Origin of the sequence: Nocardia sp. FDAARGOS_372 (assembly GCF_002554515.1) — a bacterium.
Classification (GTDB): domain Bacteria; phylum Actinomycetota; class Actinomycetes; order Mycobacteriales; family Mycobacteriaceae; genus Nocardia; species Nocardia farcinica.
Map to the genome: position 1 here is coordinate 4073112 of NZ_PDDW01000001.1, position 13248 is coordinate 4086359.

The following is a 13248-nucleotide window of genomic DNA, read 5'->3' on the forward strand; positions in this document are numbered from 1 at the left end:
AGGCGGATTCGATGAGAGCGCGAACGGCGACGACGTCACCCGCGCACAGATTGCGTGAACGAAACGGTGGCCCGGTCGGACCACCACCGCGGCGGAGAAATGCTCCGCACCCGGGTTTGGCCTAGCTTGTGATCGTTCCTCCCACGTCGCTGCCGGCTCGCGACGAGCGCGGCGAAAGTGTTCCCTGCGTCACACGTACTTGGTGTGCATTGCGAACACTAGGCGGTGAGTCAATAAAAAGGAACCGGTTCCGCTAAAAACTTCTGGGCAACTGACCAGATGGTCTTACGGGGTAGAAAACCCGGGCACAGCGCTAGGCACGCGACGCCGATCGGCCGCGTGTGTGAGCTACCACACTGTCGGGTGTGCAGACTATGAGCCGGAACGTTGCATCCGCGTTGCATCGGCGCCCAGTCGGCGGTCGAGCACCCGGATCTTGGCCTCGATCTGCGCATACAGCGGCGAATCGCGATCGACCGAGGCGCGATAGGCGGCCCAGGCGGCGGCGTCGTCCCGCCCTTCCGGCCCGGCCGTCCACCGGCGCAACACCGCGCTGTCGCCGGAGCCGAGGACCGCGGCGCGCAGTCGCACCCGCAGTTCGTCACGAATGTCGGCGATCCCCGGCGCACTCGACCGGGGCAGCACCGGACCGGCGTAGAGGCGTAATGCGGATTCGACATCACCGGTGTCCAGCGCCGCGCGCAGGGCGTCGACATCGGTTGCGACCGGCACGCGCAGACGGTAGGGCCGCGAGCCGACCACACTGGGGCCGACCACCGTCCGCAGGCGCGACATGGCCGCGCGGATGGTGCCGTTGTCCAGGTCGGTGTCGTCGAGCAGCAGGGCGAGATGGTCGGCGCCGAGTCCCTCGGGATGTTCGGCGAGCAGCAGCAGGATCTCGGCGTGCCGCTGCGACAGCGGCACCCGATCGCCGTCGACCGTCAGTTGCGGCTGACCGAGACCCAGCACCTCGAGCGACAGCGCTCGCGACTCCGGCGGCGCAGGCTCCCGTTTGCCGCCACCGGATCGCATGGCGGTGAGCAGCAGGTCCATCTCCGCCGCCGTCGCGGTCGCCTTGACCAGCGCGAGAATCTCCGGTTTGGCCACCCGCACGCCACCGGCGATCATCAGCACGCCGACGAGCCTGCCGTCGGGATCGTGCACGGGCGCGGCGGCGCCGGTGATCTGGTGCATGCGATGCAGGAAGTGCTCGGGGCCGTGGATCCAGGTCGCCCGGCCGGTGCGCACCACCAGGCCGACGGCGTTGGTGCCGATGCGGCGTTCGCTCAGATCGTCGCCCGCGCGCAGGCCGACCTCGGCCGCGGCGGCGACCCGGTCGGGATTGCCGTGCACCGACAGCACCCGGCCGAACTGGTCGGCGACGGCGACGATCAGGCCGCTGCGCGCGGCGTCCTGGACGAGGAGTTTGTCGATCAGCGGCATCAGCGCGGCCAACGGGTGCGCGTCGCGGTAGCGGTGCAGATCGGCACCGCGCAGCCCGCGATCACTGAGCACATCCATCGGGTCGACGCCGCTGCGCAGGCTGCGCAGCCAGGATTCCAGCACCAGCGGGCGCAGCAGTCCGGCCAGCTGCGAGAGCTGTTCACCGCCCGCGCTGAGATATCCATGGGCTTGTGCGGCATAGGCTTCCAGTGCGCCGAGTTGCGTGCCGGGCTCGACGCCGTGCCGTGGGGGCCGCCCACCTGCAAGATTGCTGACCATTTGCCTTTCTTTCCGCCCCAAACTGTACCGGCGCGTTTTCCCCGGCGAGGGGTGGATGTTCGGTTTGTCCGACAGGTCACATCGGCTCCATACCTTCGCGAATTGTGACCTATTTGTCTTTCAGAACTCTCCGTCGCGCAGGAACTCGGCGGCGCGCTCGGCGAGCATGACGGCGCTGGCCTGCGGTCCACGGCTCAGCGGCACCGGGACGATGGACAGGTCGACCACGGCCAGCCCGGCCACCCCGTGTACCCGGCACTGCGCGTCGACCACCGCCGCGGGATCCTCGGGCCCGCCCATCCGGCAGGTGCCCGACAGGTGCTGGGAGGTGGCGAGGCACGCCCGCAGCCACGCCGCCGTCCGCTCCCCCGCCGCCGGTGGCGCGACGGTACTCGGCCGGGCGCCGGGCACCGCGGCGAGCAGATCGGTGGCAAGCACCGCGGCCGCGCGCAACCGATCCCGGTCGGCCGCCGCGGACAGGTACCGGTGTTCGAGGACCGGCGGCTGGGCGGGATCGGCCGACCGCAACCGCAACTCGCCCGCGGCCAGCGGTCGCATCAGGGCCACCCCGAGACGATACGTGTCCGGCGTGAAAGACACCGTGTACGGCCGTATTTCGATGTCGTCCAGGTCGAGCACGTATTCCAGCGGCACGGTCGGCGGCCGATCCGGTTCCGGTTCCAGCCGGTACTCCACGCCGATCTCGGGATGGTCGGTGCACCAGCTGCCGACCGGGGCGGCCTGCACCGGCGTGATCCCGAGTGCGCGGAGCTGCGCGGGCGGCCCGATGCCCGAACGCAGCAGCAGCGCAGCCGATTCCACCGCACCCGCGCACAGCACGATCCGATCGGCCCACGCCGTCTCCGTGGCCCGGCCGCGCCGGTACTCGACACCCACCGCGCGCCCGCGCCGGAACAGGATGCGCGAGACCGGAACCTCACCGTCCACCCGCAGATTCGGTCGCGTCGCGGCGGGCAGCAGGTAGGCGGCCGCGGTGCCGACCCGGCGGCCGTCGGCGACATTGCACGGCACCTTCGCCAGCCCCGTCGGCGGTCCGGCATCGGGGAGGCCGTTGAGGTCGGCGCGCTCGCCGAACCCGGCCGCTCGCACGGCGTCGGCGAACAGACGGCTCACCGGGACCCCGGTCGCGGTGCGGCGCACCGGGATCAGGCCGTGCGCGCCGTGGCCGGGCCGGTCGCCGAAATCCAGGTCGCGTTCGCTGCGCTCGTACGCGGGTAGCACGGCGTCGAAGTCCCAGAGCGGTCCCGCGATCCGGCTCCAGGCCGCGAAGTCCGCCGCGCGGGCACGCCCGAAGTAGCTGCCGTTCACCGAACTCGAGCCGCCGAGCACCCGTCCGCGCACCAGCTGCCCGACCACGGCGGCGGCCGCGCCCGCACCGTCGTCGAGGGTCGAGGTGTAGCGCCACAGCCACGGCGCGGCCGGATCGATGGGCATGCGGCCGGCGTCGCGCAGGGCGGCGGGCCACCGCTGCGGTTCCAGCCACACCGGGCCCGCCTCGAGCACTCGGACGGTGTGCGCGGGGTCCTCGCTCAACCGGGCGGCGAGCACGCAACCGGCGGTGCCACCGCCGACGATCAGGGTGTCCGTCACCGCCGCCCGCCGTCCTCAGCGCCGCGAGAAGGCCGGCCGCAGCGCGTCGAGGCTGCGCGCCCGCGCCGCCCCCACCCACAGCCCGGTGCCGTAGGCGAGATCGTCGAGCCGCTTGTAGACCAGATAGCGCACCGGGTCGAGCCCGCCCGCGTCGCGATGGGTGAACCAGTCGGCCAGTCCGTCGGCCACCGCCATCGTCACCGCGATGCGCCGCACCCGCCGCGAAACCAGCACGGCCAGCAGGGTGATCGGCCAGTAGTGCCGGCACATCGCCGAGGCGATGCGCCACAGTCCGGCGAAGAACCCGCGCGCGAGATAGAGCGCGGCGATCCTGGTCGGGTTGTCCAGCCCGGCGAACACCCGCCGCAACCGCACCAGCGCGGTCGCCAGGGCCACCAGCCCACCGAGCAGTCCCCACCGGGTCAGCGTCGCGAAGAGCACCGCCGCCAGTGCCGTCCAGTACGGCAGCGACAGCGGCGAGACCGCCGCCGGGCCGTGCCTGCGGGCCAGCGGCGCGGCCCCGGTGCCGTAGAACATCTTCCGGCCGAACCAGGCGCGGAAGGCGGCCCGGTGGTCGTGCGCGACGTGCGCGGCGGGCTCGTAGCGCAACCGCCTGCCCGCCCGCTCCAGCCGCCAGCACAGGTCCACGTCCTCGGCCACCCGCATCGACTCGTCGAAGCCGCCCACGGCCAGCAACGCCTGACGCCGCACCAGCATCGCCGCGCTCGGCACGTAGGACACCGGCCCGCGCGAGTGCACCGCCGCCTCGCGCCTGCCGAGATCGAGCGAGGAGCGGGTGTGTTCGTAGCGCGCCAGGGCGTTCGATTCGGCGTCGAGCGCGACGATGCGCGGGGCCACCAGCGCGACCTCGGGATCGCTGAAGTGTCCGAGCATCACCTCGAGCCAGCCGCTGCGCGGCACCACGTCCGAATCCAGGAACGCCACGAATTCGGTTGTCGCCGCGCGCAGTCCGGCGTTGCGCGCGGCGGCCGGGCCGTGCGCGGTGTCGTGCCGCAGTACCGTCACGCGGCAGCGGGTGCCGCGGGTCTCCGGAATGCGCACCGGCTGGTCGGAGCCGTCGTCGACGACGATGACGTGGTGGCCGCGCAACACCGCCAGCATCCTGGCCAGGCCCTCGGGGTTGTTGTGCAGCGGGACGACGACGGTGACGTCGTCGGTGGAGGGCAGCAGGCGCGGGCGCGGGTTGGCGACGCCGGAGTCGAGCAGCCGCCGGGCGACGACGGCGGACTTCGGTCCGGTGACCTCGAGGTACCCGTCGCCGATCATCTCGGCGGCCTCCGGCGCCAGGCGCAACACCCTGGCGGGCGTCCCGCCGATCAGGATGCGGTTGCCGGAGTATGCGCGTACCCGTGGATCGATCCGTACCCCGAAGCCGTCGGGCAATCGATCGTGGCGCATTCCTGGCATGCTAGGCAATCTCCGGCCCGCGGGCAGCATCGGTGCGCGAAATCGACCGGAAACGACAGGAATCGCCAGGACACCCGGGTCGTCCGGTGGGTACGGCGTGTTGCCGCCGGTCCGCCGGGCCCCGGCGCGAGCCGGGCCGCAACGGGAGGGCAACCGGCGCACTGCCCTGGGCCGGGGATACCGCCTCTAGACTTCGGATGTACAGCAGCGGAACGGATCGTGACGGGCGACACATGCCCGCGGTGGTAGAGGTGGCATGGGAGTCGGACGAATGCAGGCCAACGGGGGCGGCAGCACGCTGTCGGAGTCCGAGATCGTCGAGGCAGCCCTGCGCGTGGTTCGGGAGGACGGTGTGGAGAAGCTGTCCATGCGCCGGCTCTCCCGGGAGCTGGGCGTCTCGCCGATGGCGCCGTACTACTACGTCGCCGACAAGCGCGAGCTGCTCGACCTGGTCGCCAGCGCCGCGCTGACCGGCGTGCGCACCCCGCCGCGCGAGTCCGGCCCCTGGCAGCAGCGGCTGCGTGAACTGGTGGATCAGATCGATGAGAAACTGCGCAGGCACCCCGGCCTCGGCGACATCCTCATCGAGCAGATGCTGGGTAAGCAGCTCGACCTGATCGCGGCCATCATGGGCATCCTGGCCGATGCCGGCTTCGGCGACCGGGACGTGCTCGCCGCCTACGCGACCGTGCACACCTATCTGTTCGGCCGCAGGCGGGTGAACCCGCGCGATCCGGCGCAGCTGAGCGAGGTGGAGTTGCCCGAGGTCGTCGCACGGGCCACCGCCTACATGCCCGACCTGCGCGGGAAGTACGTCTACGACTTCGGCATGGAGGTGCTGATCGCCGGACTGGAGGCGCGGCTTGTCGCACGGGCCGACCGCGACGTACGATGAAATTGAAACACGTTCTAGTTTTCGCGTTCGAGAGGACGACATGACCACCGTCGAAGTTCCACACGGTTCTCGTTCGGCAGTCCTGCGGGTCGCCGCGGTGATCGCCGAGACGGCCGACAGCTGCTCGCTGGTCTTCGACGTGCCCGAGGATCTCACCGAGAAGTTCGCCTACCGGCCCGGCCAGTTCCTGACCCTCCGAATCCCCAGTGACCTCACCGGATCGGTGGCACGCTGCTATTCGCTGGCCAGCTCGCCCTACACCGACGACAAGCCCAAGGTGACGGTCAAGCGCACCGAGGGCGGCTACGGCTCCAACTGGGTCTGCGACAACGTCAAGCCCGGCGACCAGCTCGAGGTGTTGCCGCCCTCGGGCGTGTTCACGCCAAGGGATCTGGACGAGAACCTGTTGCTGTTCGGGGCCGGTAGCGGTATCACGCCGGTGATGTCGATCCTCAAATCGGCGCTCGCGCGCGGCACCGGCAAGATCGTGCTGGTCTACGCCAACCGCGACGCCGAGACCGTCATCTTCGCCGACGAGCTGCGCGAACTGGCCGCCAAGCACCCCCAGCGGCTCACCGTGATCCACTGGCTGGAGCCGCTGCAGGGCCTGCCCACCGCCGACGCGCTCGCGAGCCTGACCGCGCCGTACGCGAGCTACGAAGCGTTCATGTGCGGCCCCAAACCGTTCATGGATCTGGTGCACGACGCGCTGGCCCGGCTCGGGGTGCCGCGCAACCGCACCCACGCCGAGGTCTTCAATTCGCTGGCCGGTGACCCGTTCGCCGACCAGGCCCCCGTCGAGGTGAGCGACGAGGAGGCCGCCGACGCCGCCACCGTCGAGGTGGAACTCGACGGCGAGGTGCACGAGCTGAGCTGGCCGCGCAAGCAGACCCTGGTCGACATCATGCTCGCCAAGGGCATCGACGTGCCCTACTCCTGCCAGGAGGGCGAGTGCGGATCGTGTGCCTGCACCGTGCTCGAGGGTGAGGTCGCGATGGAGAACGCCGAGATCCTCGACCCGGAGGACATCGCCAACGGCTACATCCTCGGCTGCCAGGCGCGCCCGGTCACCGATCGGCTCCGCATCCAGTTCTGAGCGGCGCCCGGCTTCCGGCCCGCGCGGCGCCCGGCATCGGCCCCGCCGCGGCGCTCAGCGCATCGCCCGGTACGCCGCGCGGCGCTCGGCGTCGAGATGCTCGGTGGCGTAGGACAGCGCGGTGCGGCCCAGCCGGGCCGCGTGCCGGTCCAGGAAACCGGTGAGCAGCGCGGGGTCGATACGTTTGCCGACCTCGCGCAGCATCCAGCCGACGGCCTTCTGGATCAGGTCGCGGCGGTCGTCCAGCAGCCGCTCGCACAGCGCGAAGGTGGTCGAGGCGTCGCCTGCCTTGATGAAGGCGAAGGTGCTCAGCAACGCGACCCGCCGCTCCCACAGCGAATCGGCGGCCGCCAGCTCGGCGAGCAGATCGCGCGGCTTGTCGAGCAGCCAGGCGCCGAGCACGTATTCGGCCGAGGAGTCGACCAGATCCCAGTTGTTCACCCGGCCGCGCCGCACCGCGGCCAGGTACCGCTCCACCATCTCCCGCTGCGCGTCGGCCATTTCCCGCTGCGCGTCGGGGTCGCTGGGGCGCGCCTTGCCCGCGCGGGCGTACCGCAGGTTCAGGATCAGCAATCCGGCCAGGCGCTCCTCGTGCACGGCGCTGTCGAGCAGGGCGTCGATCTCGTCCAGCGGCAGGTCGGCGAAACGCTTGGCGACCGCCCGGGTAGCGGGCACCCGCACGCCGAGAAAGACGTCGCCCTCGCCGTATTCACCCGGCCCGGTCTTGAAGAAGCGCTGCAGATGCACGGCGTCCGCGGGATCGGCCACCTCGGCCAGCGCGGCGCGGACCTGCTCGGCGGTGGACTCCGATGGACTCATCGCGGACCTCCTCGACACGCATCTCGCGCAAGGCTAACCGGCGGGCGGCCGCCGACCGCGGTGTCAGGGCTGGGCGCCGAGGATGCGTCCCGGTTCATAGGCGGCGGCGCTGGGGGGCAGCGTGCCCGGCCTGCCGCTGTTGAGGACGCGGACCACGCCCTCCCCGGTGGTCGGCCTGCCGAGCCCCTCCATCTTGCGGATGGTCTGCGCCGCAACGGCCTGCGCACTGTCGAACAGCCGCACCCCCGCGGGCAGCGCGGCGACGATGGCGTCGACGACCAGCGGATAGTGCGTGCAGCCCAGAACCACGCCCTCGGTGCCCGCCGGGGTCTGCGCGGCCGCGCGGGCGATCGCGTCGGTGGCCGCGGTGAGGTCACCGCGGTCGATGGCGTCGGCGAGGCCGTGGCAGGCCACCCCGACCACCTCGGCGTCACCACCGAACTTCTCGATCAGCTCCGCCTGATAGCGGCTGGCCGTGGTCGCGGCCGTCGCCCACACCGCCACCCGGCGGCAGGCCGCGGCGGCGGGCTTGATCGCGGGCACCGTGCCGATCACCGGCACCTCGGGCCCGACCTCGGCGCGTACCTGCTCGAGCGCGGTCACGCTGGCGGTGTTGCAGGGCAGCACGATCACCTCGGCCCCGGCGGCGATGGAGGTACGCGCCGCCGCCACCACCCGCTCGATCGTCCACTGCTCCGGCTTGGGCCCCCAGGGCGCGCCGTCGGGGTCCAGTTGCAGCAGCAGATCCACATCCGGGCGCAGCTTGCGCAGCCACGCGGCCGTTGGCAGCAGCCCCAGACCCGAGTCGATGAGCGCGACGATCACATCGACCACCGTATTACAGGGCCCCGCGGCCACGAATTCGCCCGAGCGGGGTCGCCGGCGTGACGCCCCACGCGGGCACGCGAATCGGTCTCCGCGGTGCTCGGCTCAGGTGGTGGCCAGCAGATCGGCCACCGGAGCGCCCGCGGCCACCTTGGCGCGGGCCTTCATGACCTGCGCCGTCATGCCCGCGCCGACCACCGCGGTGAGGGCGCCCGCGCGCGAGTAGTACGCGAGGAACTTGCGGCCGTCGTCGGCCGCCACCGAGACGTCGTCGTCGGCGCTCGGGGTGCCGAGCGCCTGGATCTTCACGTCGTACTGATCGCTCCAGAAGTACGGCACCCGCGCGGCCGTCGGCGGTTCGGCGCCGAGCAGCGCACAGGCCACCAGCTTGGCCTGCTCCCCCGCGTTGGTCCAGTGCTCGACCCGCTGCTGTGCGCCGGTCTCGTGCCGCCAGGCCGCCACGTCGCCGACCGCCCAGACCCGCTCGACCGACGTGCGGCCCACCTCGTCGGCCAGTACGCCACCGCCGGCCGCCTGCTCGGCCAGAGCGATACCGGAATCGGCCAGCCACTCGACGGCGGGCCGCGAGCCCACCCCCAGGACGACCAGGTCGGCGCGCACCTCCGCGCCGTCGGAGAGCAGCGCCCCACGCACCCGGCCCCGGTCGTCGGACAGCAGGGTCCGCACCCCGGTGCCGCAGCGCAGGTCGACCCCCTCGGCGCGGTGCATGCGCGCGACCAGCCCGCCGACCTGTTCGCCGAGCACCGAGGCCAACGGAGTCGGCTGCGGCTCGACCAGCACCACGTCCAGCCCGCGCGCCCGGAAGCTGGCCGCCACCTCGCAGCCGATGAAGCCCGCGCCGATCACCAGAGCCGCTGTGGCGGAAGCTGATTCGTCGCGCAACGCGGTGGCGTCGGCATGGTCGCGCAACACGTGCACGCCGGCCGGCGTCGGCAGCCCGGGAAGTGTGCGGGGCCGCAGGCCGGTCGCGATGACGAGATGGTCGTAGGCGAGCGCGGAGCCGTCCGCGAGCAGGACCCGGCGGGTGGCGGTGTCCACTCCGGTCGCGGTGGTGCCCAGCCGCAGCTCGATGCGCTTGTCGGTGAAGAACTCGGCCGGGCGCAACGTGGTGTCGTCGGTCTCGCCGCGCACGAACTGCTTCGACAGCGGCGGGCGGTCGTAGGGCAGGCGCGCCTCGTCGCCCAGCAGCACGAGGTCGCCCTCGTACCCGGCGCGGCGCAGTTCCTCGGCGGTCCGCAGTCCGGCCAGCCCGGCTCCCACGATGACGATCGGCGCGCTCATTGCGGTGGTCCCTTCCCTCGGCGACATCTCACCCTAGCAAGCGCTTGGTCGATCGTGGGACCGCTCCTTTTCCGAGCGCGATGCACCCGGTGCGGGCGTATCACACTTCGCCGCGCAATCGTATCCATCCCGATATCGACCGGGCGGTCAATCAGGTCTATACCGAGGTCAGGACCATTGTTCTCTCGCAGGAGGCACACCATGTTCACCGAGAGTCGCGCACAGGACCTGCTCGCGGTCGTGCTCGGCGCCTTCACCGCACTCTCGCCGCTGTGGCTCGACACCAGCGACCGGGCCATGTGGACGCTGATCGTGCTCGGCGTGCTCATCGCCCTCACCGGCCTGGCGCAGATGGCCCGGCCCGCGATGGCGATGGCCGACTACGCGATGGCGTTGTTCGGCGCGCTGCTGTTCCTCTCGCCGTGGGCGATGGACTTCACCGAGTTCCGTGGCGCATCCTGGACCGCATGGGTGGTCGGGGTCGTCACGGTGGTGGTCGCGATCGCGGCGTTGCCCGCGGTCACCGGACGCATGCATCGCACCGCCGTGCACCACTGACCCCGAGGCGGCCGAAGGTGGTCGGCGGACCGCCACGGAGGACGCCGTGACGCGCACGCAGCACCCCGCCCGGACCGGGCGCCGCCGCAGCGCCAAGCTCGACGGCGACGCCCGCGAACTCATCCTGGACGCCGCCGAACAGCTCTTCGCCGCCAAAGGATTCGACGCCACCCCGACCGCCGCCATCGCGGCGGTCGCGGGTGTGCCGAAGGGCTTGGTCTTCTACTACTTCCCCACCAAGGACGCGATCCTGTCGGCGCTGATGGCCGAGCGGGTGCCCGCCCACCCGGTGCCCGACATCGGCGCGGTGGTCGCCCCCGGCGACCCGGCCGCCAGCCTGCTCAACCTCGACACCGCGCTGAACCTGCGCGAGCACCACTCCTCGGTGCTGCGCGTGATCATGTGGCGCGAGGCCGACACCCATCCCGACGTGCGCGCCCAACTGCGGCGCCTGCGCGACCACCTGCTCGACGTGACGGCGCGGGTACTGCAGGCCAGCGCGCCGCAACCGGTGCGGCCGGGCACGGTTCGCGCCTGCGCGGCCGCCTGGGTCTCGGCGATGTTCGCCATCGCCAGCACCGACCGGCTGCACGCGCTCGACGGCGTGGCCCTGCCCACCAGCGAGGAACTGCTCGGGGTGGCGAAGGTGGTGGCGGCGGGGATGACCCAGCTCGGCTGATCCGGCAGGCGGCCGGCCCGGGCCATCCCTCAGTGGTCCGATCCCTCAGTGGTCGAGGAAGGCGAGTACCTCGGCCGCGAACCGCGGATGCCGCACCGCGCCCATGTGGCCCGCGCCGGGCACGATCACCAGCCGGGAGTCGGGGATGCCGTCGGCGGTCCGGCGGAAGGCCTCCGGCGAGTAGAACTCGTCGCGCTCGCCGCCGATCACCAGCGTGGGCGCGGTGATCGCGGCCAGCCGGTCGGTCACGTCGAAGGCGTCCTCGGCGCGGACGAACGCCAGTGTGTCGGCGGGATTGCGGGGCCGGGCGAGCGGGTCGAGCAACCACATCACCGCGGCGTTGATCCTGGCCCGCACGGTTCGCGGCTCGGGTTCCATGTGGTGCAGGGCGCGCTTACCCGCCGCGGCGGCCTCGGCGTACCGCAGCTGCGCCACCCGGGCCCGTTCCTCCAGCCGCGACGCCGAGGCGGCCACGACCAGCCTGCGCACCACGTCGGGGTGGTCGGCGGCCAGTTGCAGCGCCACCGACCCGCCGGAGGAGATGCCCAGCACGTCCACCGGGGCACTGAACTCGGTGCGCAGCGCGGCGGCGTGATCGTCGGCGATCTCGGCCATCGTGGTGCCCGACGGCATGTCCGGCGCTCGGTTCACCGCATAGACCCGCCGATGCGCGGCCAGCGGCGCCAGCGCCGCGATCTCCGCCCTGGCCATCAGCCCCGCCGGATTGGCGTGGTCGGGAGTGAACCAGCGCAGGAACACCAACGGCGGCCCCGATCCCAGCGCTCGGTAGGGCAGGCCGAGCGGCAGAGTCCCCTCGACGATGTCGAGATCGGCCGCACGGGACGAGGTGCGCATCGGTCCTCCCGAAGGTTCGGCACTCGCGGGCCCGTCCAGTGTCGCACTCGGGTCGGTCACCGCGGGCCGGTCCGGCAACATTGCAGCAATCGGCAGTGGACCGAAATCAGGACGGCCCCCGGAAACGCCGAACGGCGCCGCCCCTTGCGGAGCGGCGCCGTGGCAGATCGTGATTTCAGGAAATCACTTGATGATCTTGGTGACGCGGCCGGCACCGACGGTGCGGCCACCCTCGCGGATCGCGAAGCGCAGGCCCTCTTCCATGGCGACCGGCTGGATCAGCTTGACGCTCATCTCGGTGTTGTCGCCCGGCATGACCATCTCGGTGCCCTCGGGGAGGGTCACGACGCCGGTCACGTCGGTGGTGCGGAAGTAGAACTGCGGACGGTAGTTGTTGAAGAACGGGGTGTGGCGGCCGCCCTCGTCCTTCGACAGGATGTACGCCTGGCCCTCGAACTCGGTGTGCGGGGTGGTGGTGCCCGGCTTGATGACGACCTGGCCGCGCTCCACGTCCTCGCGCTTGATGCCACGGATCAGCAGGCCGACGTTGTCGCCCGCCTGGCCCTGGTCGAGCAGCTTGCGGAACATCTCGATACCGGTGACCGTGGTCTTGGTGGTCTCCGGACGGATGCCGGTGATCTCCACTTCCTCGTTCACGTTGATGATGCCGCGCTCGACACGACCGGTGACGACGGTGCCACGGCCGGTGATGGTGAAGACGTCCTCGATCGGCATGAGGAACGGCTTGTCGGTCTCACGCACCGGGTCCGGGATGGACTCGTCGACGGCGTCCATCAGGTCCTCGACGGACTTGACCCACTTGGGGTCGCCCTCGAGGGCCTTCAGGCCGGACACGCGCACGACGGGGGCTTCCTCGTCGAACTCCTGGGCGGCCAGCAGCTCGCGGACCTCCATCTCGACGAGCTCGAGGATCTCCTCGTCGTCGACCATGTCGGCCTTGTTCAGGGCGACCAGGATGTAGGGCACGCCGACCTGGCGGGCCAGCAGCACGTGCTCGCGGGTCTGCGGCATCGGGCCGTCGGTCGCGGCGACCACCAGGATGGCGCCGTCCATCTGCGCCGCACCGGTGATCATGTTCTTGATGTAGTCGGCGTGACCCGGCGCGTCGACGTGGGCGTAATGGCGCTTCTCGGTCTGGTACTCGACGTGCGAGATGTTGATCGTGATGCCACGCGCCTTCTCTTCGGGCGCCTTGTCGATCTGATCGAACGCGAAGCTCTGGTTCAGATCCGGGTACTTGTCAGCCAGCACCTTGGTGATCGCCGCGGTCAGCGTGGTCTTGCCGTGGTCGACGTGACCGATGGTGCCGATGTTGACGTGCGGCTTCGTCCGCTCGAACTTCGCCTTCGCCACTGTTTTGTCCTCCTGGACTGTGTTGGTTCCTGCAGTTGCAGCAGTGCGGGGGGTCATCCCTGCGGATGCAGGGAAATTTCGGGT

General features: G+C 71.3%; 12 protein-coding genes. 4 read left to right on the forward strand and 8 right to left on the reverse strand.

Annotated features, from left to right (window positions below; genetic code table 11):
- Positions 1 to 372: 372 nt before the first annotated feature.
- From CRM89_RS19125 to mftF, 3 genes are all read right to left on the reverse strand, one after another.
- Entirely contained in the window at positions 373 to 1722 is a 1350-nt protein-coding gene (locus CRM89_RS19125) for a GAF domain-containing protein (protein WP_011211598.1), read from the reverse strand.
- A gap of 120 nt (positions 1723 to 1842) precedes the next feature.
- Positions 1843 to 3333 (reverse strand): mycofactocin system GMC family oxidoreductase MftG, encoded by a 1491-nt coding sequence (gene mftG, locus CRM89_RS19130; protein ID WP_098085440.1) that lies wholly within the window; start codon positions 3331 to 3333, stop codon positions 1843 to 1845.
- Positions 3334 to 3348: 15 nt separating this feature from the next.
- Positions 3349 to 4752 carry a mycofactocin biosynthesis glycosyltransferase MftF gene (gene mftF / locus CRM89_RS19135; RefSeq protein ID WP_098085443.1) on the reverse strand — a complete coding sequence of 468 codons (1404 nt, stop codon included), beginning with the start codon at positions 4750 to 4752 and terminating at the stop codon, positions 3349 to 3351.
- Positions 4753 to 5017: 265 nt separating this feature from the next.
- Between mftF and mftR2 the strand changes: the two genes are divergently transcribed.
- Together mftR2 and CRM89_RS19145 are read left to right on the forward strand one after the other, a co-directional pair.
- On the forward strand, positions 5018 to 5656 hold the full coding sequence (gene mftR2 / locus CRM89_RS19140; RefSeq protein ID WP_228786735.1) for a mycofactocin system transcriptional regulator MftR2: 639 nt from the start codon (positions 5018 to 5020) through the stop codon (positions 5654 to 5656).
- Positions 5657 to 5696: 40 nt separating this feature from the next.
- Entirely contained in the window at positions 5697 to 6752 is a 1056-nt protein-coding gene (locus CRM89_RS19145) for a ferredoxin--NADP reductase (RefSeq protein WP_011211602.1), read from the forward strand.
- Between the two features lie 54 nt (positions 6753 to 6806).
- Here the strand turns inward: CRM89_RS19145 and CRM89_RS19150 are convergent, their stop codons facing one another.
- The 3 genes from CRM89_RS19150 to CRM89_RS19160 all read right to left on the reverse strand — a co-directional run bounded on the left by CRM89_RS19150 (position 6807) and on the right by CRM89_RS19160 (position 9698).
- On the reverse strand, positions 6807 to 7571 hold the full coding sequence (locus CRM89_RS19150; RefSeq protein WP_098085446.1) for a DNA alkylation repair protein: 765 nt from the start codon (positions 7569 to 7571) through the stop codon (positions 6807 to 6809).
- Positions 7572 to 7634: 63 nt separating this feature from the next.
- Positions 7635 to 8396 carry a glutamate racemase gene (locus CRM89_RS19155; protein ID WP_060594298.1) on the reverse strand — a complete coding sequence of 254 codons (762 nt, stop codon included), beginning with the start codon at positions 8394 to 8396 and terminating at the stop codon, positions 7635 to 7637.
- Positions 8397 to 8501: 105 nt separating this feature from the next.
- A complete protein-coding gene (locus CRM89_RS19160; protein ID WP_041560438.1) occupies positions 8502 to 9698 on the reverse strand; it encodes an NAD(P)/FAD-dependent oxidoreductase in 1197 nt (398 codons plus the stop codon).
- A 201-nt stretch (positions 9699 to 9899) separates the two neighbouring features.
- Here CRM89_RS19160 and CRM89_RS19165 point away from each other — a divergent pair, with 201 nt between their 5' ends.
- Together CRM89_RS19165 and CRM89_RS19170 are read left to right on the forward strand one after the other, a co-directional pair.
- On the forward strand, positions 9900 to 10256 hold the full coding sequence (locus tag CRM89_RS19165) for an SPW repeat protein (RefSeq protein ID WP_011211606.1): 357 nt from the start codon (positions 9900 to 9902) through the stop codon (positions 10254 to 10256).
- Between the two features lie 46 nt (positions 10257 to 10302).
- Positions 10303 to 10935 (forward strand): TetR/AcrR family transcriptional regulator, encoded by a 633-nt coding sequence (locus CRM89_RS19170; protein WP_011211607.1) that lies wholly within the window; start codon positions 10303 to 10305, stop codon positions 10933 to 10935.
- Positions 10936 to 10980: 45 nt separating this feature from the next.
- Here CRM89_RS19170 and CRM89_RS19175 read toward each other — a convergent pair whose 3' ends face one another.
- On the reverse strand, positions 10981 to 11790 hold the full coding sequence (locus CRM89_RS19175; RefSeq protein ID WP_060594296.1) for an alpha/beta fold hydrolase: 810 nt from the start codon (positions 11788 to 11790) through the stop codon (positions 10981 to 10983).
- 183 nt (positions 11791 to 11973) lie between these two features.
- A complete protein-coding gene (gene tuf, locus CRM89_RS19180; protein WP_011211609.1) occupies positions 11974 to 13164 on the reverse strand; it encodes an elongation factor Tu in 1191 nt (396 codons plus the stop codon).
- Between the last annotated feature and the right edge of the window lie 84 nt (positions 13165 to 13248).